This window comes from Sphingomonas sp. 2SG (assembly GCF_005503285.1).
Lineage (GTDB): Bacteria > Pseudomonadota > Alphaproteobacteria > Sphingomonadales > Sphingomonadaceae > Sphingomonas > Sphingomonas taxi.
Genome location: NZ_SCMZ01000024.1, coordinates 20468 through 38719 on the forward strand (window position 1 = coordinate 20468; position 18252 = coordinate 38719).

Sequence of the window (18252 nt, forward strand, 5' to 3'; positions counted from 1 at the left end):
GTTAGCCCTTCCTCTTAGTCGAATGACGCGACCGGATGATCATCTTGTCGGTCGACTTATTGTGACGGGTGCGAGCACCCTTGGTCGGCTTGCCCCAGGGCGTAACCGGATGACGGCCGCCCGAGGTCCGGCCTTCGCCACCGCCGTGCGGATGGTCGACCGGGTTCTTGGCGACGCCGCGGGTCAGCGGACGCTTGCCCATCCAGCGAGAACGCCCGGCCTTGCCGAGGTTCTGGTTCTGGTTGTCCGGGTTCGACACCGCACCGACCGTCGCCATGCACTCGCCACGGATGTAGCGCTGCTCGCCCGAGTTGAGGCGGACGATGACCATGCCGCGGTCACGACCGACGACCTGCACATAGGTGCCGGCCGAACGGGCGATCTGACCACCCTTGCCCGGCTTCATTTCCACGTTGTGGACGATGGTGCCGACGGGCACCTGGCCCAGCTCCATGGCGTTGCCCGGCTTGGTGTCGGTCTTCTTGGCCGCGAGGACCTTGTCGCCCGGCGCCAGCCGCTGCGGCGCGATGATGTAGGCCAGCTCTTCGTCGGCATACTTCACCAGCGCGATGAACGCGGTGCGGTTGGGGTCATATTCCAGACGCTCGACCGTGCCCTCGACGTCCCACTTGCGACGCTTGAAGTCGACGTAGCGATACTTCTGCTTGTGACCGCCGGCGATGCCGCGCGACGTCACATGACCCTTGTTGTTGCGACCACCGGTCTTGCGCTTGCCTTCGGTAAGCGCCTTGACCGGCTTGCCCTTGTAGAGCGCGGATTTGTCGACGAGGATCAGGCCGCGGCGGGCCGGGCTCGTCGGGTTGTAATGCTTGAGTGCCATGACCCTTAGATCCCCGTCGTCACGTCGATGGACTGGCCGTCCTTCAGGGTGACAATGGCCTTCTTCATGTCCGAGCGCTGGTAAGGAGCGCCCTTCCACTTCTTGGTCTTGCCCTTCTGGACGATCGTGTTCACGCCGGTCACGGTGACGTCGAAGAGAGCCTCGACGGCAGCCTTGATCTCGGGCTTGGTCGCGTCGTTCGCGACCTTGAACACGACGGCGTTATGCTCGGAGAGCAAGGTCGCCTTTTCGGTGATGTGCGGCGCGACGATCACGTCATAGTGACGGTTGTCGACGGCCTTCTGCTGCTTAGCCATTGAAGCGAGCCTCCAGCTTCTCGACCGCCGCGCGGGTCAGCACCAGCGTGTCAGCCTTCAGGATGTCATAGACGTTGGCACCGGCGGACGGCAGCACGTTGATGCCGTGCAGGTTGCCCGCGGCGAGCGCGAAGCTCGTCTCGACGGCGTCGCCGTCGATGACCAGCGCCGACTTGCCGAAGCCGAGCTTGGCGAGATCGCCGACCAGCGTCTTGGTCTTGTTGTTCTCGACCGCGATGCTGTCCATGACGATCAGCGAGCCGGCCTTGGCATGGCTCGAGAGGGCCATCTTCAGACCGAGGGCGCGAATCTTCTTGTTCAGACCGGGGTTGAAGTCACGGACGCGGGCGCCGTGAGCCTTACCACCGCCGATGAAGACGGGAGCGCGGCGATCGCCGTGACGGGCGGTACCGCCGCCCTTCTGGCGACCGAACTTCTTGCCGGTGCGCGCGACGTCCGCACGCTCGCGGGTGCCACGAGCCGTCTCGCGACGCTTCTCGAGCTGCCAGGTGACCACGCGGTGCAGGATGTCGGCGCGCGGATCGAGGCCGAAGACCTCGTCGTTGAGCTCGACGTCCGCCGCAGCGGTGCCGGCGAAGGATTGAACCTTGACCTTCACGTTCAGCCCTCCTGGCCGTCGGTAGCTTCCGGCGCGCTCGTCTCTGCGGGCGTGTCGGCTGCGGTGTTGCTGTTGGCAGCCTGCTTCAGGCTGGCGGGATAGGGAGCCTCGGCATGCGCCTTGACCTTGACCGCGTCCTTCACGAACAGCCAGCCGCCCTTCGAACCGGGCACCGAGCCCTTGACGAAGATGAGGCCGCGCTCGGCGTCGGTACCGACGATCTCGAGGTTCTGCTGCGTGCGGTTGCGGTCGCCCATGTGGCCGGCCATCTTCTTGTTCTTGAAGACCTTGCCCGGATCCTGGCGCTGACCGGTCGAACCGAGCGAACGATGCGAGACCGAAACGCCGTGCGTCGCGCGCAGACCCTTGAAGTTCCAGCGCTTCATGCCGCCGGCGAAGCCCTTACCCTGGGTACGACCCTGGATATCGACCAGCTGACCGGCAACGAAATGCTCGGCCGAGATTTCCGCACCGACGTCGAGGAGATTGTCCTCGCTGACGCGGAATTCGGCGACGACCGCCTTGGGCTCGACCTCGGCCTTGCCGAAGTGGCCGCGCTGCGGCTTGGCGACATTCTTGGCTTTTGCGACGCCAGCACCGAGCTGAACGGCAGTGTAGCCATCACGATCTTGTTCGCGACGGGCAATGACCTGGAGGCCTTCGAGCTGCAGGACGGTGACCGGCACGTGGCGGCCATCATCCTGGAACAGGCGGGTCATACCCATTTTCTTCGCGATCACGCCAGTGCGCATGATCCATCACTCCATTACAGAGGCACGCCCGGGACCATTCCCGTACGTGCGTGCGGCACCTCGCTAAAGGTGCCATCCAGCCCGATTGTATGTACGTCGCCCCGTCCCGGGCTGGTCGCCCCCGTTGCCGGGAACATGACGGGAGACGCTGGCCCGGCAACCGAAGCGGCCGGCGGTATCTCGTGTCTGTCAGGTACTCCGCCGTGGCGAAGGTCCCGAACCGCTGCTCCGCCTGGGCGGAAAACAGCAAACCCGCGGGACTCACGTCGACCGCGGGATGCGGGCCATTACGCCAGCTTGATCTCGACGTCAACGCCTGCGGCGAGGTCGAGCTTCATCAGCGCGTCCACGGTCTGCGGGGTCGGCTGCACGATGTCGAGCATGCGCTTGTAGGTGCGGACCTCGAACTGCTCGCGCGACTTCTTGTCGATGTGCGGACCGCGGTTGACGGTGAACTTCTCGATGCGGGTCGGCAGCGGAATCGGGCCGCGGATGAGCGCGCCGGTGCGGCGCGCGGTGTCGGCGATGTCGCCGGTCGCCTGGTCGAGCACACGATGATCGAACGCCTTGAGGCGAATGCGGATATTGCTGTCCATGATCCCTACCGATGCGAAGGAGCACGACCCCGGCCGTCTCCACCGCCGGTTGGCGGAGGACTCGTGCCGCTGGTGCTGGACCGGCGGGATGAGATCGGCTGCCCGTTATGACGGATGCAGCGCGACGACGAGAAAGAGCCGTAACTCAGTAAAACTTGGAGGAGCGCCCTTAAAGGAGCCCTCATTAAATAGCAACAGCCCGACACTCCTTTTTGGGAGTGCCGGGCCGCTGTTTTTCGATCGGGCCGGCGCCGTGGCGCCGGTCCGAATCTTACTTGGCGATTTCGCTCACGACGCCCGCGCCGACGGTACGACCGCCCTCACGGATGGTGAAGCGCTGGCCGACGTCCATGGCGATCGGCGCGATCAGCTTGATGCCGAGCGAGATGTTGTCGCCGGGCATGACCATCTCGGTGCCCTCGGGCAGCTCGACGGTGCCGGTCACGTCCGTCGTGCGGAAGTAGAACTGCGGACGATAGTTGGCGAAGAACGGCGTGTGACGGCCACCCTCTTCCTTCGACAGCACGTACACTTCCGACTGGAAGTCGGTGTGCGGCTTGATCGAGCCGGGCTTGCAGAGCACCTGGCCACGCTCGACTTCGTCGCGCGCAACACCGCGGATCAGCGCACCGACGTTGTCGCCGGCCTGGCCCTGGTCGAGCAGCTTGCGGAACATCTCGACGCCGGTGACGGTGGTCTTGCGGACGGTCGGGTGGATACCGACGATCTCGACTTCCTCACCGACCTTGACGATGCCGGTCTCGACGCGGCCCGTGACGACCGTACCGCGACCCGAGATCGAGAACACGTCCTCGATCGGCATCATGAACGGCTTGTCGAGCGGACGCTCCGGCTGCGGGATGTACTCGTCGACCTGCTTCATCAGCTCGAGCACGGCGTCCTTGCCGAACGTGTCGTTCGAACCCGACAGCGCGCAGGTCGCCGAACCCTTGATGATGGGGATGTCGTCGCCCGGGAATTCGTACGAGCTGAGCAGCTCGCGGATTTCCAGCTCGACCAGCTCGAGGATTTCCTCGTCGTCGACCAGATCGACCTTGTTCATGAACACGACCATCGCCGGCACGCCGACCTGACGGGCGAGCAGGATGTGCTCGCGGGTCTGCGGCATTGGGCCGTCGGTGGCCGACACGACCAGGATCGCGCCGTCCATCTGCGCGGCGCCGGTGATCATGTTCTTCACATAGTCGGCGTGGCCCGGGCAATCGACGTGCGCATAGTGGCGGTTCGGCGTCTCATACTCGACGTGCGCGGTCGAGATGGTGATGCCGCGCTCGCGCTCTTCCGGCGCCTTGTCGATGTTCGCGAAGTCGACGGCGGTGCCGCCGGTCGTCTCTGCCAGCACCTTGGTGATCGCGGCGGTCAGCGACGTCTTGCCATGGTCGACGTGGCCGATGGTACCGATGTTGAGATGCGGCTTGTTCCGCTCGAATTTTGCCTTAGCCATTTTCCTACCTTCTGATTCGAATTCGGTGCCGCCGGGGCCACGCGAACGCGGCCCTTTAGCGGTAGATGATTGGTAACGCCAGCCCCTGCCCGCAGCCTAAGTCCGGCGACCGCCGGCATCAGGCGCGGGTGGCAGGCCTTTCGGCATCCCGGGGCCAGGTCGCCCTGGCCCCGTGCGCCTCAGGCCATCTTCGCCTTGATCTCGTCGGCGACGTTGGTCGGGACCTCGTCGTAGTGCGAGAACTGCATGCTGTACTGCGCACGGCCCTGGGTGAACGAGCGGAGCTGGTTCACGTAGCCGAACATGTTGGCCAGCGGCACCATCGCCTCGACCGTCTGCGCGTTGCCGCGGCTGTCGGTGCCCTGGATCTGGCCACGACGGCTGTTCATGTCGCCGATGACGTCGCCGAGATAATCCTCGGGGGTGACGACCTCGACCTTCATGATCGGCTCGAGCAGCTTGATGCCGGCCTTCTGGGCCGCTTCACGCATCGCGCCGCGCGCGCAGATCTCGAACGCCAGCGCCGACGAGTCGACGTCATGGTAGGCGCCGTCGTACAGATGGACCTCGAAGTCGATGATCGGGAAGCCGATCAGCGAACCCGTCTCGGCGGTCTCGCGCATGCCCTTCTCAACGGAGGGGATATACTCCTTCGGGATGTTGCCGCCCTTGACCTCGTCGAAGAACTGGAAGCCCGAGCCACGCTCGCCGGGGACGACCGTCAGCTTGACGCGACCGAACTGACCCGAACCACCCGACTGCTTCTTGTGGGTGTAGTCGATGTCGACCTTCTTCGCGAGATATTCGCGATAGGCCACCTGCGGCGCGCCGACGTTGGCCTCGACCTTGAACTCGCGCTTCATGCGGTCGACGAGGATCTCGAGGTGGAGCTCGCCCATCCCCTTGATGATCGTCTGGCCCGATTCGGCGTCCGACGAGACGCGGAACGACGGATCCTCGCGCGCGAGACGATTGAGCGCGACGCCCATCTTCTCCTGGTCGGCCTTGGTCTTCGGCTCCACCGACAGCTCGATCACGGGCTCGGGGAATTCCATCCGCTCGAGGATGATCGGGGCGTTGATCGCGCAGAGCGTGTCACCGGTCGTGGTATCCTTGAGACCCGCCAGCGCGACGATGTCGCCGGCATAGGCCACCTGGATGTCCTCGCGGTCGTTCGCATGCATGAGCAGCATGCGGCCGACCTTTTCCTTCTTGTCCTTGACCGAGTTGGTCACCTGCGACGCCGCCTCGAGTTTGCCCGAATAGATGCGCGCGAAGGTCAGCGTGCCGACGAACGGATCGTTCATGATCTTGAACGCCAGCGCCGAGAACGGCGCGGTGTCGTCCGACGGACGCTCGTCCGGCGTCTCGCCGTCGAGCTTCACGCCCTTGATCGCCGGAACGTCGAGCGGCGACGGCAGATAGTCGACGACCGCATCGAGCAGCGGCTGCACGCCCTTGTTCTTGAACGCCGAGCCGCAGACGACCGGCACGAATGCCATGCCGAGCGTGCCCTTGCGGATCAGCATCTTGAGGTCGGCGACCGACGGCTCGTTGCCCTCGAGATACGCCTCCATCAGCGCATCGTCCTGCTCGACCGCCATCTCGATCAGCTCGCTGCGATACTTGGCGGCCTTCTCGGCCATGTCCGCAGGGATGTCCTGATATTCGAACTTCGCGCCCAGGCTCTCTTCGAGCCAGATGATCGCGCGGTTGTTCACCAGGTCGACGAGGCCCTTGAAGCCGCCTTCCATGCCGATCGGCAGGTACAGGACGGCCGGACGCGCGCCGAGACGCTCGATGATCGAATCGACGCAGAAATAGAAATCGGCACCGGTGCGGTCGAGCTTGTTGACGAAGCACATGCGCGGCACGCCGTACTTGTCGGCCTGACGCCACACGGTCTCGGACTGCGGCTCGACGCCGGCGACGCCGTCGAAGCAGGCGACCGCACCGTCGAGCACGCGCAGCGAACGCTCGACCTCGATCGTGAAGTCGACGTGGCCCGGGGTATCGATGATGTTGATGCGGTGTTCCGCACCCTTGCCCTCGTCAGCCGACCAGAAGCACGTGGTCGCGGCGGACGTGATCGTGATCCCGCGCTCCTGCTCCTGCTCCATCCAGTCCATCGTCGCGGTGCCTTCGTGCACTTCGCCGATCTTGTAGGACTTGCCGGTGTAATAGAGGATGCGCTCGGTCGTGGTCGTCTTGCCGGCGTCGATGTGCGCCATGATGCCGATGTTGCGATAGCGATCGAGCGGATGGCTGCGGGCCATGATCGTGGTTTCCTTAGAGATGTGGGGAGCGCAGCTTCCGCCGGCTCCCCACGATATAGGTTAGAAGGTCGAGGCTTCCAAGCCTTACCAGCGGTAGTGGCTGAAGGCGCGGTTGGCTTCGGCCATACGGTGCGTGTCTTCGCGCTTCTTCACCGCGTTGCCGCGGTTGTTGGCGGCATCCATCAGCTCGCCCGACAGGCGCGCCGACATGGTGTTCTCGCTGCGCGCACGGGCGGCGGCGATCAGCCAGCGGATGGCCAGCGCCTGGGCGCGTTCCGGACGGACCTCGACGGGGACCTGATAGGTCGCACCGCCGACGCGGCGCGAACGCACCTCGATGCCCGGCTTGATATTGTTGAGCGCGTCATGGAACACGCCGATCGGCTCGCGCTTCGCGCGGCTTTCGACGGTTTCGAGCGCACCGTAGACGATCAGTTCCGCGACGGACTTCTTGCCGTCGAGCATGACCGAATTCATGAACTTCGAGAGAACCTCATCCCCGAACTTGGGATCAGGCAGGATGACCCGCTTTTCGGGACGACGACGACGTGCCATTTCAAAAACCTTTCTAACTTCAGCCTGGTGGATGATCCCGCAGAAGGGACATCCGGCTTACTTCGGACGCTTGGCGCCGTACTTGGAGCGGGACTGACGGCGATCCTTGACACCCTGCGTATCGAGCACGCCGCGCAGGACGTGGTAGCGGACGCCGGGAAGATCGCGCACACGGCCGCCGCGGATCAGGACCACCGAGTGCTCCTGAAGGTTGTGGCCTTCGCCCGGAATGTAGCTGATGACTTCGCGGCTGTTGGTCAGGCGGACCTTGGCCACCTTGCGCAGCGCCGAGTTCGGCTTCTTCGGGGTCGTCGTGTAGACGCGGGTGCAGACGCCGCGCTTCTGCGGGTTCTGCTCCATCGCAGGAACCTTCGACTTGGCCTTCTGCGGGTCGCGGCCCTTGCGGACCAGCTGGTTGATCGTCGGCATGAAGCCTTCACCTCGTATGTGGGTTACTTTGCTGGAGCCTTCACAGCACTTCGGAATACAAAAAGGGACGGATGGCGGCGCATGCACCACCCCGGCCCCACAACTTTGCATCCAGCAATGTTCAAGCATGTCCGACGGATCGCTCCGACGGACGGGGCGGGCCTATACGCAGAGTCGCGCCGCGGGTCAACGGGGCGCCCGTCCCCCGAGCGGGCGGCCTAGCGCCGCGCGGCGAGCGTCGCCAGCAACACCTTTTCGAATCGCGCCGGATCCTCGACCTGCGGCGAATGGCCGAGCCCGTCGAGCGGGACGAGCGTCGCATTGGGCATCTGCGTCACCGCCTTCTTGGCGACGATCGGAATCGCCTCGAGGAACTGGCGCAGGTTGGGCGGCGTCTGCGCCCGGCCGAAGGCGGTCCGGTCGAGCGTGCCGATGAGCAGCGTCGTCGGCGGCTTCAGACGGTACAGCTCGTGCGCGACCGGCTGCGTCTTGATCATCTCGCTGGTCTTGGCCTGGGCGAGCGCCACCGCGTCGCGCCCCGCCCCCTGATACATGCCCGCCAGCATCCACACCCAGCGATCATAGGCCGGCTTCCAGGTGCCGTGATAGTAATTCTGCTGCTGATAGGCCTTGATCGACGCATAGCTCGCCTTGCGCTCTCCCGCCCAAAGCGTGTCGACGTCGACGTACGGCAACCCCTCTTCCGACCGGTCCTTCAGGCCGAGCGGATTGACCAGCACCAGCCGCTCGACCGCCTCCGGGTACAGGATGGCGAAGCGCATCGCGAGCATGCCGCCGAAGGAATGACCGACGATCGCCGCACGGCCGATGCCGCGCGCCTCCATCAGCCGGCGGGTGAAGGACGCGAGCATCTCGAAACTATATTGGGCGGCGCGCGGCTTGGCCGATTTGCAGAAGCCGATCTGGTCGGGAACGAGGACGCGATAGCCGGCATTGGCGAGCGCCCGCGCGCTGCTTTCCCACGTCGCGCCGCAGAAGTTCTTGCCGTGCAGCAGCACCACGCTGCGGCCGTTCGGCCGCGCCGGGGCGATGTCCATGAAGGCCATCGTCGCGGGCTGGCCGACGATGTCGAAGGTCATCGTCTGCACCGGCCAGGGATAAGTGAAGCGTTCGAGATTGGGGCCGAGCTCGGGCACCGCGACCGGATCGGCGGCGATTCCGACCGCAGGCAGACATGCGAGCGCCAGTGCCGCACCCGTCGCCATGATCTTCGCCAACCGCCGTCTCCCGTGCCTGTTTCGTTACTGCCCCATAATGAGATCGCTACCGCCCGTCACCCGTGCGATGACGATCGCACAGGACCGTCTTGCCCTTTTTTTCGCAAGGCGGTAGAGGGCGCGACGCTGCAGGAGTGTAGCTCAGTTGGTAGAGCATCGGTCTCCAAAACCGAGGGCCCACGGTTCGAGTCCGTGCACTCCTGCCAGTCCCGCCTGCGACGCGCCGGCCGGACCTTGACCGAACGCAATGAATTTTTTGTCATATTGGCGGTGACGCCGACATTCGGCCTGCTATAAAGCGGGCATGGATGAGGCTACTCGATTTACGCTGGTTTATGCCATTATCGGCGTGTTGCTGCTGATCGGCATACCGACGCTGATCGTATATTTGCGCAAGCGCAAGCGCGAGAAGCTGCGCCGGCGCGGGATCAAGACCTACGGTCATTGAGTTGCGCCGCGGGCGCGCCGGCGCGGCGCCTCCCGGCGGACTTGCCTTTACCGGCCCGCGCGGCTATCTGCGCAGGCCATCCGACAGCTGAGGACGGGCCACGCCGGTTCCCCACATGAGGGAAGCGGCAGCGGCCTTATGTCTTCAGCGACACGGATTTTCGTGATTCCAGCGGGTTTTGAGAAAAAACAGTGGCGAAGACGACCCCCATCGAATTCATCCGTCAGGTGCAGGCCGAGACCAAGAAGGTCGTCTGGCCGACCCGGCGCGAGACGATCATGACGGGCGTGATGGTGGTCATCATGACCACGATCCTCGCGCTGTTCTTCCTGGGCGTCGACACGTTCTTCAACGCGGTCGTCCAGGCGCTGCTCAAGCTCGCGAAGTAAGGGTTTTCCAATGGCGCGCTGGTACATCATTCACGCCTATTCGGGCTTCGAGGGCAAGGTCCGCGACGCGATCATGGCCGAGGCGACGCGGCTCGGGCTCGAGCAGCTCGTCGAGCAGATCGAGGTGCCGACCGAGACGGTGACCGAGGCCCGCCGCGGCAAGAAGATCGCGGTCGAGCGCAAGTTCATGCCCGGCTACGTCCTCGCCAAGCTCAACATGAACGACGACGTCTACCACCTCGTCAAGAACACGCCCAAGGTGACCGGCTTCCTCGGCAGCATGGGCAAGCCGCAGGCGATCAGCGAGGCCGAGGCCGCGCGCATGCTCAACAGCAAGGAAGAGGCCGCCGCGGCGCCGAAGACCAAGGTCAAGGTCGATTACGAGATCGGCGACGCGGTCAAGGTGCTCGAAGGGCCGTTCGCGAGCTTCAACGGCATCGTCGAGGAACTCGATTTCGACAAGTCGAAGGTCAAGGTGTCGGTGTCGATCTTCGGCCGCGCCACCCCGGTCGAGCTCGACTTCGAACAGGTCGAACGCTCGAAGTAATCGCGACCAGCGTCGCGGTACGAAGGGCCGGAGCGGCGACGCTCCGGCCCTTGTCGTATCCGGCTCAGGCAGCCGCGCAGGCGAAGGCGTCCGCGCCCGCATCCCCCGCGACGGCGCGCAGGTCGGCGATCAGGGCGTCGACGCGCGCCGGATCGGCATCCCAGGCGAACATGAACCGCGCGCCGCCGCCGATGAAGGTATAGAAGCGCCACCCGCGCTCGCGCAGGCCGTCGAGCACCGTGTCGGGCGCGGTGAGGAAAACGGCATTCGCTTCGACCGGGAACATCAGGTCGACGCCGGGCAAATCGGCAACCGCCGCCGCGAGCCGGTCGGCGCAGGCGTTGCCGTGTTCGGCGTTGCTCAGCCAGGCGCCGCTTTCCAGCAGGCCGACCCAGGGCGCCGACAGGAAGCGCATCTTCGAGGCGAGCTGCCCCGCCTGTTTGCAGCGATAGTCGAAATCCTGCGCGAGCGCGGGATCGAAGAACAGCACCGCCTCGCCGACCGCCATGCCGTTCTTGGTGCCGCCGAAGCACAATACGTCGACGCCGGCGCGCCAGGTGATGTCCGCCGGGCTGCATCCCAACGTCGCGCAGGCATGCGCGAAGCGGGCGCCGTCCATGTGCAGCCGCAAGCCGAGTTCGCGGCACACCGCCGACAGCGCCTGCACCTCGGCGACGGTATAGACCTGCCCCGTCTCGGTCGGCTGGGTGATCGTCACGACGCGCGGCTTGGGGAAATGGATATCGGCGCGCCCGGTGGCGAGCTTGCGGATCGCCTGCGGATCGAGCTTGCCGCTCTCGGTCGGCGCGACGAGCAGTTTCGAGCCGTTCGAGAAGAATTCAGGCGCGCCGCATTCGTCGGTTTCGACATGCGCCTGCGCCGAGCAGATCACGCTATGATAGGATTGGCAGAGCGACGCGAGCGCGAGAGAATTGGCGGCGGTGCCGTTGAAGGCGAAGAACACCTCGCATTCGGTCTCGAACAGGTCGCGGAACGCGTCGGAGGCGCGCTGCGTCCAGTCGTCGTCGCCGTAGGCGCTGGCCGAGCCGCGATTCGCACGGTCCATCGCCTGCCACGCCTCGGGGCAGATTCCGGCATAATTGTCGCTGGCGAATTGCTGGGCGTCGGTCACGTCGCTGTCCTTGTTCCGGTTCGATGCACCAGAGACGAAGCGACGTGTGGCGTGATCCCGTTGGTTGCCGGTCCGGCCACATCCCTCCATCTGCATGGAGGCACCACCTTGCTCGGGAGCAGGTTGGTGTCGGGCGTCGTCCCGACTCTTGATGCTGCCGCGCCATTAGCGGCCCTGGCGTATACGATCAAGAGGGTGACGAAGCGTGTCTCGACGGGGGCCGGTGCGGCGTCCGGCTTGCCGCGGGTGCGACATCTGCCTAAGCCTGCGTAATACCAATTGGATACCGGAGGCACAGGATGACGCGGCGCAAGGGCGGAATCGGCGTATATGCGGCAGTGGCGGCCACGCTGGCGGGGTTCGCCGGCGCGGCGGGCGCGGCCGAACCGGCGACGCTGCCGGCGATCTTCCCCGCGCCCGCGTCGATCACGCTCGGCGACGGCGCGGTGGCGCTCGGTGATTCGGTGGTGCTGGTGGTCGCACCCGGGACGCAGAGCGAGACGGTCGCGCTGGTCCGCGGCATCCTGACCGCCGCCGGGGTGGCGACGATCACCAGTGCGCGTGCGGTGCCGAAGACGCTCGACCGGACCTATGTCGTGCTCGGCACCGGCGACGCCGGCGTGATCCGCGACGCGCTCGCGCGCAGCGGCACGACGCTCGACGGCCATGCCGAAGGCTATACGATCGCCAGTCTCGCTCGCGATAAGGGCAGCCTGATCACGCTCGCCGGCCAGGACGCCGACGGCCTGTTCCACGCCGCCCAGACCTTCCGCCAGCTCGCGCGGCGGCAGACGCTGCCCGCGCTGGTGATCCGGGATCATCCGGCGATGCCGATCCGCGGCACGATCGAGGGCTTCTACGGCGCGCCGTGGACGATGGCGGACCGCACCAAGCATCTCGCCTTCCTCGCCAGCGTCAAGGCGAACACCTATGTCTACAGCCCCAAGGACGATCCGTTCGCGCGGGCGCGCTGGCGTGAGCCCTATCCCGCCGCGACGCTGAACGAGCTCGGTACGCTGGCGGCGACGGCGCGGCGCAACCACGTCGACTTCGTCTATGCGATCTCGCCCGGCCCCAGCGTCTGCTTCTCCGATCCCGCCGACGCCAGGGCGCTGGAACGCAAGTTCGACGCATTGCGCGCGATCGGCATCGACAGTTTCTACGTCGCGCTCGACGACATCGAATATACCAAGTGGAATTGCGAACGCGACACCGCCGCCTTCGGGCCCTCCGGCGCGCAGGCGGCAGGCGTCGCCCAGTCCCAATTGCTCAACACGGTGCAGAAGGACCTGACCGCCAAGGACCCCAAGGCGCGGCCGCTGATCATGGTGCCGACCGAATATTACGACGCCAAGGAAACGCCGTACAAGGCGGCGCTGCGCCAGCACCTCGATCCGCGCATCGTCGTGCAATGGACCGGCACCGACGTGGTGCCGCCCGCGATCTCGATCCCCGACGCCAAGGCGGCGACCAAGGCGTTCGGCCGCAAGACGCTGCTGTGGGACAATTATCCGGTCAACGATTACGCCCAGACCACCGGCCGGCTGCTGCTCGCGCCCTATGACCGGCGCGAGGCGGGGCTATCGGGCGAGCTGACCGGCATCCTGTCCAACCCGATGAACCAGGAGGCGCCGAGTCGCGTTGCGGTGACCGGCGTCGCCGCCTTCGCGTGGAACGACCGGGATTACGACCCGACGCTGACCTGGCACGCCGCGGCGCGTGAACTGGCCGGCGGCGACGCGCAGGCCACCGCCGCGCTGCTGCTGTTCTTCGACACGCAGCATATGGCGCCGACCTTCGGCAGCCAGCCGTGGCAGCCGCAGGCGCCGCAGCTCAAGGCGCTGCTCGACGACGTGCGCGAGACGCTGGCCGAGGGCGACGCGGCGGTGCGGCAGGCGGCGATCGCCGAACTCGCGCAGCGCGCCGATGCACTGGCGGGGGCGTCGGACATCATCCGCTCGGGCACGGTCGATCCCGCCTTCGCCGCGCAGGCGCGGCCGTGGCTCGACGCCTTGCAGCGCTGGGGCCGCGCGTTGCAGCTGACCGCCGCGGGGCTCGATGCGGCGAATCGCGGCAGCGGCGCCGCGATGCGCTATTTCGCCGACGCCAAGCGGCTGGCGGCCGAGGCGGCAGCGATCCCGTCGATTCCCGGCGCGACCCGGTTCGACGGCCCGATCAAGATCGCCGACGGCGTGCTCGACCGGTTCGTCGCGGACGCGCCGGCGCTGATTGCGACGCCGCCGGCGAACGCCGCCGCCGACTGACCTGTTCGCCGCCCCGGATCGTGCTATCGTAACGGTCCGGGAGCGAACATGGAGGCTGACATGGCTGTGCTATGGTCCCTGTTGCTCGCGGGGTCGGCGGTGCCGGCGGTGCCCGCGCGATTCACCGCATTGCCCGCGGGCGAGCGGTTGCAGCGGCTCGACGATTTCCGCGATTCGCTGCCCGCCGGCGAGCGGCGGCGACTCGACCGCGCCTTGCCGCGATCGGCGGGCGGCGGCATCGCGCGCTGCGACCATATCGACCGCAGTCGCGCGTCCTGCGAGTCGGCGGCCTATCTGCCGGCGTTGCACGCGACCGGTCTGCTGCCGCGCTTCCTGGCAACGCTGCGAAAGCCGGGCGACAGGGCGTCCGGGCGCTAGCGCAGCAACGCCGCGCGGAACTCAGCGAGCGTGCACAGGCCGGCGACGCCACGCGCCTTGCAGTCGGGGATCGGCAGCACCGCGACATAGGGCGCCGCAAGCGGTGCGGCGCTGCGGATCTGATCGAGCGTCTGCGATCGGAAGAGTGCGCGCACGTATCGGTCCCCGGCGGCATCGCGCAGCCGTTCGAAGATGATCGCGCCGCCCGGCGACGGATCGTCGACGGCAAGACCCGGGACGCGCCAATGCAGGTCGAGCAGCCCGCCGAGGCTGGCGATATTGGTGTCGTGGCCGGAGATCATCGTCACCGCCGCGGCCCCGTCGTCGCCGAGCGACTCGGCGATCAGCGGCGCGAGCAGCGCGAGATTGGCCTTGGCGACGTAGCGCGGACGCGCGAGCAGCCGGAATTCAGCGCTGTGCAGCTCGGACAGCCGGCCGATGTCGGCCGGCGTGGCGCGGCCCCAGCCGACGTCGGTCATCGGTTTGCCGTCGGCATATTCGAGCAGGAGAATTTGTGCCGCGGTCGAGGCGCGATCGAGCGCACCGGTAAGCTTGGGGCGCTTGCCGGGTCGTGCGGGGGCGAGGCCGGTCGGCGTGGCGGCGATGCCGCACCCGGGCGTGGGCTTGCCGCAGAGGATGACGTCGAGCCGCGTCAGGAGCGGGGCGAGGCGGCGTTCCTCGGCGGCGATGCCGGCGGGACCGGCGGCGGCGAGCACCGCGGCCCGCGCCTCCTCCGCATCGAAGGGCACCGCGCCTTCGTCGATCGGTGAGAACAGCGGGTCGGCGACGTCCTGTGGCTTGTGCTCGGGCGCCGATGAACAACCGGGAGCCAGATCGGCGGCATAGGTGCGTGCGGTCTCGATCGTCCGTTGGTCGCTGTCGGCGACGATGCGGAGGCGCGCGCAGCCCCGGCGCGGCAGCAGGCCGGCGGCGGTCCAGGTAGTGCGGTCGTAGCGGGCGACTTGGACCAGCGCGGCGCGGCCGTGCGGCGTGAGATAGCCGGGTGCGACCGGCCATTGCGGCCATGCGTCGCGCGCACTGCCCGCGGGCAGCGGCGGCGACTTGGTCGGCGGGCGGACGCCGTGGCGCATCAGCAGCACGACGCGGTCGAGCGTGAGGCCCGCCGGAGCGGCAGGCTCGCGTGCCGCGACGGGAGTGGCCATACCGGCGATCAGCGTGGCGATGAGCAGGCGTTTCATGTCTTGTCCTCTCCTGAGGCAGCGATCGCCACCCGTCGGGTGCTGCACCTGTCGCAGCACCTTCCCTCGTCGCCTAGAAGTGCAGCTGGGCGCCCCAGCGGAAGCTGTAGCCATAGCGTTCGCGCTCGATCAATTGCGGCTTCGATCCGATATAGCGACGCCACGCCGCATCGGTGAGGTTGAGCGCCTGACCGAAGAAGGTGAGCTGCGGCGTCACTTCATAGCTGAGGTTGACGTCGAGCTGGCCGTTGCTGTCGGTATATTGGTCGGTCGCCGCACTGGTGCCGATCGTATCAAGATAGGGCGAGCGATAGGAATAAGCGGCGCGGATCGCGACGCCGTATTTCTCGTAGAAGATTTGCGCGGTGCCGACGTCGCGCGACTGGAGGAACAACGGCAGGTCGCCGGTGCGCGGCGGCTGGCCGGGAACGGTGCCGCTGCCATGACCGGTGATATGCGCGTAATTGACCGCGAAGCCGAAGCCGTCGAGCGCACCCGGCAGGAAGGTGAAGCGGACCTGCGCGTTCGCCTCGATGCCCTGCACCTCGGCCTTGTCGAGATTGAGCGGCTGGACGAGGTTGACGCCGGTCAACGCCTGGCCGGCATAGGTGCCCGACTGGCTGATCCGCGTGCCCGTGTAGATCGGATCGTCGATATGTTTGTAGAAATAGCCGACCGACAGAAGCCCCTGCCCCGGCAAATAATATTCGACCGCGCCGTCGAGATTGACCGCCTTGTAGGGCTTGAGGTCGGGATTGCCGAGCGTGACCGTCGTCGGCGAGGTGGTCGTGTCGACCGCGACATAGGGCGACAGATCGGGGTAGTTCGGGCGGCCGATCGCGGTGGTCGCGGCACCGCGGACGATCAGGCCGTTCGCCACCTCCCATTTGGCGTTGAGGCCCGGAAAGACGTCGGTGTAGCTCTTGCGGCCGAAGGCGTTGTAATCGGCGTTCAGCGCCGAGGCGGCGGTGATGAGCTTGCCCTTGGTCCGGTCGCGGGTGTTCTCGACGCGGACGCCGGGCACCAGTGTCAGCGTGCCGAGATGGAGCGTGGCCATCGCATAGCCCGCCGCGATGCTCTCGCGCACGTCATAGTCGTTGGCGAGACTGTTGGTGCGGCTCGACCCGACGTTGACCGCGATCGTGCCGGGATTGGCGGCGAGGAACGCCTGCGCACGATCGTAGCCGACCCGCACCGGAAAGGGATAGGCACCGTCGTAGAAGCTGGTGTCGCCGAGATAGGAGACGTTGGCGAGCGTGAAGCTGCGGCCGGTGGTGAGACCGTAATTGAGCACGTCGCGCGCATTGGTCTTGTGGCGGTCGAGATATTTCGCACCGATTTTGATGCTGCTGTCGCTGCCGAGGCTCAGCGGCACGGTGAGGTCGGCGCGCCCCTGCCACAAGGTTTCCACCGCATTGCGCGTCTCGTAATTGACGCTGTTGAAGCCATAGGCGCTCTGGTTGGCGTTGGGCTGCACCGTCGGCGTGAAGACATAGGGCGTGTCGGACACGTCGTAATTGACGGTCAGCGCGCTGCCGCCGGTCCGGAAATTATATTCGGAACGCAGCGGGTCGCGCTTCTGCGCGCGGGTCCAGCCGCCGGCGAGATCGAGCGTCGCGTCGCCACCGAACGCGAAGCTGCCGCCGCCCTGCACCGACTTGGTGTTGTCCGTCTCCTGCCGGCGGCGGACGCGGACGCTGCCGCGACCGCGGAAGGTGCCGGTGGTCGCGGTCTGATTGGTGAAGGCAGACTGATTGTCGATGATGAACTGGTCGCGCGTCTCATTGTCGTCGAACCGCGACAAGGTGCCGCGCAGGAACAGCTTGACCGCATCGCTCGGCCGCCAGTCGAGATTGAGGACGACGCCCTTGCGGGTGCGGGTCAGATTGTAATCGCGCAGGCCGAGCTGGTCCGGCAGAACGTAGCTCTGGTTGGCGCCGGTCGACGATGCCGGCACTCGCCAGCTCGTCGAGCCCTGAAAATTCTCCGATTCGATCGGCCGCTTCGAATAATTGACCGACAGCACCGCGCCGAACTGGCCGTCCGGGCCGAACAGGCCGCCGACCTGCGCGTCGCCCTCCCACGGATGGCCGCCGTTGAGGTGATAGGCGCCATATTGGATGCGCGCATCGGCGAAGAGCGGCTTGTTGCGGTCGAACGCGGTCAGCGTGCGGATGTTGACCTCACCACCGATCGCATTGGCGTCCTGATCCGCGGTCAGCGACTTGGTGACGACGATCGAGTTGATCAGCGCCGAAGGGATGTCGTCGAGCTTGACCTGACGGCCGTCGGGCTCGGGCGCCGGCAACGTCAGGCCATTGAGCACGACGTTGACGAGATTGGGGTTGATGCCGCGGATGATGACGTAGCGGCCTTCGCCCTGGTCGTTGGCGACCGACAGTCCGGGCAGGCGGCGCACCGCCTCGGCGACGTTCTGGTCGGGCAGTTTGCCGACATCGTTGGCGTAGAGCGCTTCGACGAAATTGTCGGCGCGGCGCTTGGTCTCGATCGCCTTCTTCTCGCCCTGTGCGGTGCCGACGACGACGATATCGGCATCGGTCTGTACGCCGGCCTGCGCCGCTTCCTGCGCGGTCGCGGTGTCGTGCGCCGCATCGCCGCTCTGCGCCGCCGCCGGCACCGCGAACAGGCCGAGCGCGGACACGCCCGCCATCAATGCAACAGTCTTCATCACCACATCCCCCACGCGCTCCCGGGGAGCGCCCAAGCGGGCGGGCTAGGTTGGCCGAATGACAGAATGGCGGCATTTGCATAACCGTTCTGTTACGTTGCCGGTCTGCAACAGCACG

18 protein-coding genes, 1 tRNA gene and 1 riboswitch are annotated in these 18252 nt (G+C 66.4%); of the genes, 6 read left to right on the forward strand and 13 right to left on the reverse strand.

Features of this window, described 5'->3' with window-relative positions; translation table 11 throughout:
• Position 1: 1 nt before the first annotated feature.
• From rplB to FFS23_RS11475, 10 genes are all read right to left on the reverse strand, one after another.
• Positions 2–841, reverse strand: a complete 840-nt coding sequence (gene rplB, locus FFS23_RS11430) for a 50S ribosomal protein L2 (RefSeq protein WP_037534170.1) — start codon at positions 839–841, stop codon at positions 2–4.
• Between the two features lie 5 nt (positions 842–846).
• Positions 847–1158, reverse strand: a complete 312-nt coding sequence (locus FFS23_RS11435) for a 50S ribosomal protein L23 (RefSeq protein WP_038663397.1) — start codon at positions 1156–1158, stop codon at positions 847–849.
• Positions 1151–1777 (reverse strand): 50S ribosomal protein L4, encoded by a 627-nt coding sequence (gene rplD, locus FFS23_RS11440; RefSeq protein ID WP_038663400.1) that lies wholly within the window; start codon positions 1775–1777, stop codon positions 1151–1153. Before rplD ends, FFS23_RS11435 begins: the two co-directional genes overlap by 8 nt.
• A 2-nt stretch (positions 1778–1779) precedes the next feature.
• Complete coding sequence (gene rplC, locus FFS23_RS11445) at positions 1780–2529, reverse strand: 50S ribosomal protein L3 (protein WP_038663403.1); 750 nt, start codon at positions 2527–2529, stop codon at positions 1780–1782.
• 287 nt (positions 2530–2816) lie between these two features.
• Positions 2817–3125, reverse strand: a complete 309-nt coding sequence (gene rpsJ / locus FFS23_RS11450) for a 30S ribosomal protein S10 (RefSeq protein WP_007406109.1) — start codon at positions 3123–3125, stop codon at positions 2817–2819.
• A gap of 271 nt (positions 3126–3396) precedes the next feature.
• Complete coding sequence (tuf, locus tag FFS23_RS11455) at positions 3397–4590, reverse strand: elongation factor Tu (protein WP_038663408.1); 1194 nt, start codon at positions 4588–4590, stop codon at positions 3397–3399.
• 179 nt (positions 4591–4769) lie between these two features.
• Positions 4770–6866, reverse strand: a complete 2097-nt coding sequence (gene fusA / locus FFS23_RS11460) for an elongation factor G (RefSeq protein WP_038663410.1) — start codon at positions 6864–6866, stop codon at positions 4770–4772.
• Between the two features lie 84 nt (positions 6867–6950).
• Positions 6951–7421 carry a 30S ribosomal protein S7 gene (gene rpsG / locus FFS23_RS11465; protein ID WP_037534182.1) on the reverse strand — a complete coding sequence of 157 codons (471 nt, stop codon included), beginning with the start codon at positions 7419–7421 and terminating at the stop codon, positions 6951–6953.
• A 57-nt stretch (positions 7422–7478) separates the two neighbouring features.
• Entirely contained in the window at positions 7479–7850 is a 372-nt protein-coding gene (rpsL, locus tag FFS23_RS11470) for a 30S ribosomal protein S12 (RefSeq protein ID WP_010185487.1), read from the reverse strand.
• Positions 7851–8068: 218 nt separating this feature from the next.
• Positions 8069–9088 (reverse strand): alpha/beta fold hydrolase, encoded by a 1020-nt coding sequence (locus FFS23_RS11475; protein ID WP_245640716.1) that lies wholly within the window; start codon positions 9086–9088, stop codon positions 8069–8071.
• Between the two features lie 130 nt (positions 9089–9218).
• Here FFS23_RS11475 and FFS23_RS11480 point away from each other — a divergent pair.
• The 4 genes from FFS23_RS11480 to nusG all read left to right on the forward strand — a co-directional run bounded on the left by FFS23_RS11480 (position 9219) and on the right by nusG (position 10472).
• Positions 9219–9294 (forward strand) — tRNA-Trp (locus FFS23_RS11480).
• Positions 9295–9392: 98 nt separating this feature from the next.
• A complete protein-coding gene (locus tag FFS23_RS11485; RefSeq protein WP_137898699.1) occupies positions 9393–9536 on the forward strand; it encodes an LPXTG cell wall anchor domain-containing protein in 144 nt (47 codons plus the stop codon).
• Between the two features lie 191 nt (positions 9537–9727).
• A complete protein-coding gene (secE, locus tag FFS23_RS11490) occupies positions 9728–9925 on the forward strand; it encodes a preprotein translocase subunit SecE (protein ID WP_017979500.1) in 198 nt (65 codons plus the stop codon).
• A gap of 10 nt (positions 9926–9935) precedes the next feature.
• Positions 9936–10472, forward strand: coding sequence for a transcription termination/antitermination protein NusG (gene nusG, locus FFS23_RS11495; RefSeq protein WP_037534189.1), 537 nt, complete (start codon positions 9936–9938; stop codon positions 10470–10472).
• Between the two features lie 64 nt (positions 10473–10536).
• On the opposite strand, the gene FFS23_RS11500 is transcribed toward nusG, so the two are convergent.
• Complete coding sequence (locus FFS23_RS11500; RefSeq protein ID WP_249340641.1) at positions 10537–11604, reverse strand: threonine aldolase family protein; 1068 nt, start codon at positions 11602–11604, stop codon at positions 10537–10539.
• Positions 11605–11654: 50 nt separating this feature from the next.
• Positions 11655–11764, reverse strand: a riboswitch (SAM-I-IV-variant riboswitch).
• A 139-nt stretch (positions 11765–11903) separates the two neighbouring features.
• Here FFS23_RS11500 and FFS23_RS11505 point away from each other — a divergent pair.
• A complete protein-coding gene (locus FFS23_RS11505; protein WP_137898700.1) occupies positions 11904–13868 on the forward strand; it encodes a glycoside hydrolase family 84 protein in 1965 nt (654 codons plus the stop codon).
• A 60-nt stretch (positions 13869–13928) separates the two neighbouring features.
• The gene (locus FFS23_RS11510; protein WP_137898701.1) at positions 13929–14246 is read left to right on the forward strand and encodes a hypothetical protein; all 318 of its coding nucleotides are present in this window, start codon (positions 13929–13931) and stop codon (positions 14244–14246) included.
• On the opposite strand, the gene FFS23_RS11515 is transcribed toward FFS23_RS11510, so the two are convergent.
• Together FFS23_RS11515 and FFS23_RS11520 are read right to left on the reverse strand one after the other, a co-directional pair.
• Positions 14243–15445 carry a histidine-type phosphatase gene (locus FFS23_RS11515; RefSeq protein ID WP_137898702.1) on the reverse strand — a complete coding sequence of 401 codons (1203 nt, stop codon included), beginning with the start codon at positions 15443–15445 and terminating at the stop codon, positions 14243–14245. The two genes, FFS23_RS11510 and FFS23_RS11515, sit on opposite strands and share 4 nt — an antisense overlap.
• A 73-nt stretch (positions 15446–15518) precedes the next feature.
• A complete protein-coding gene (locus FFS23_RS11520) occupies positions 15519–18134 on the reverse strand; it encodes a TonB-dependent receptor (RefSeq protein WP_137898703.1) in 2616 nt (871 codons plus the stop codon).
• Positions 18135–18252 lie beyond the last annotated feature (118 nt).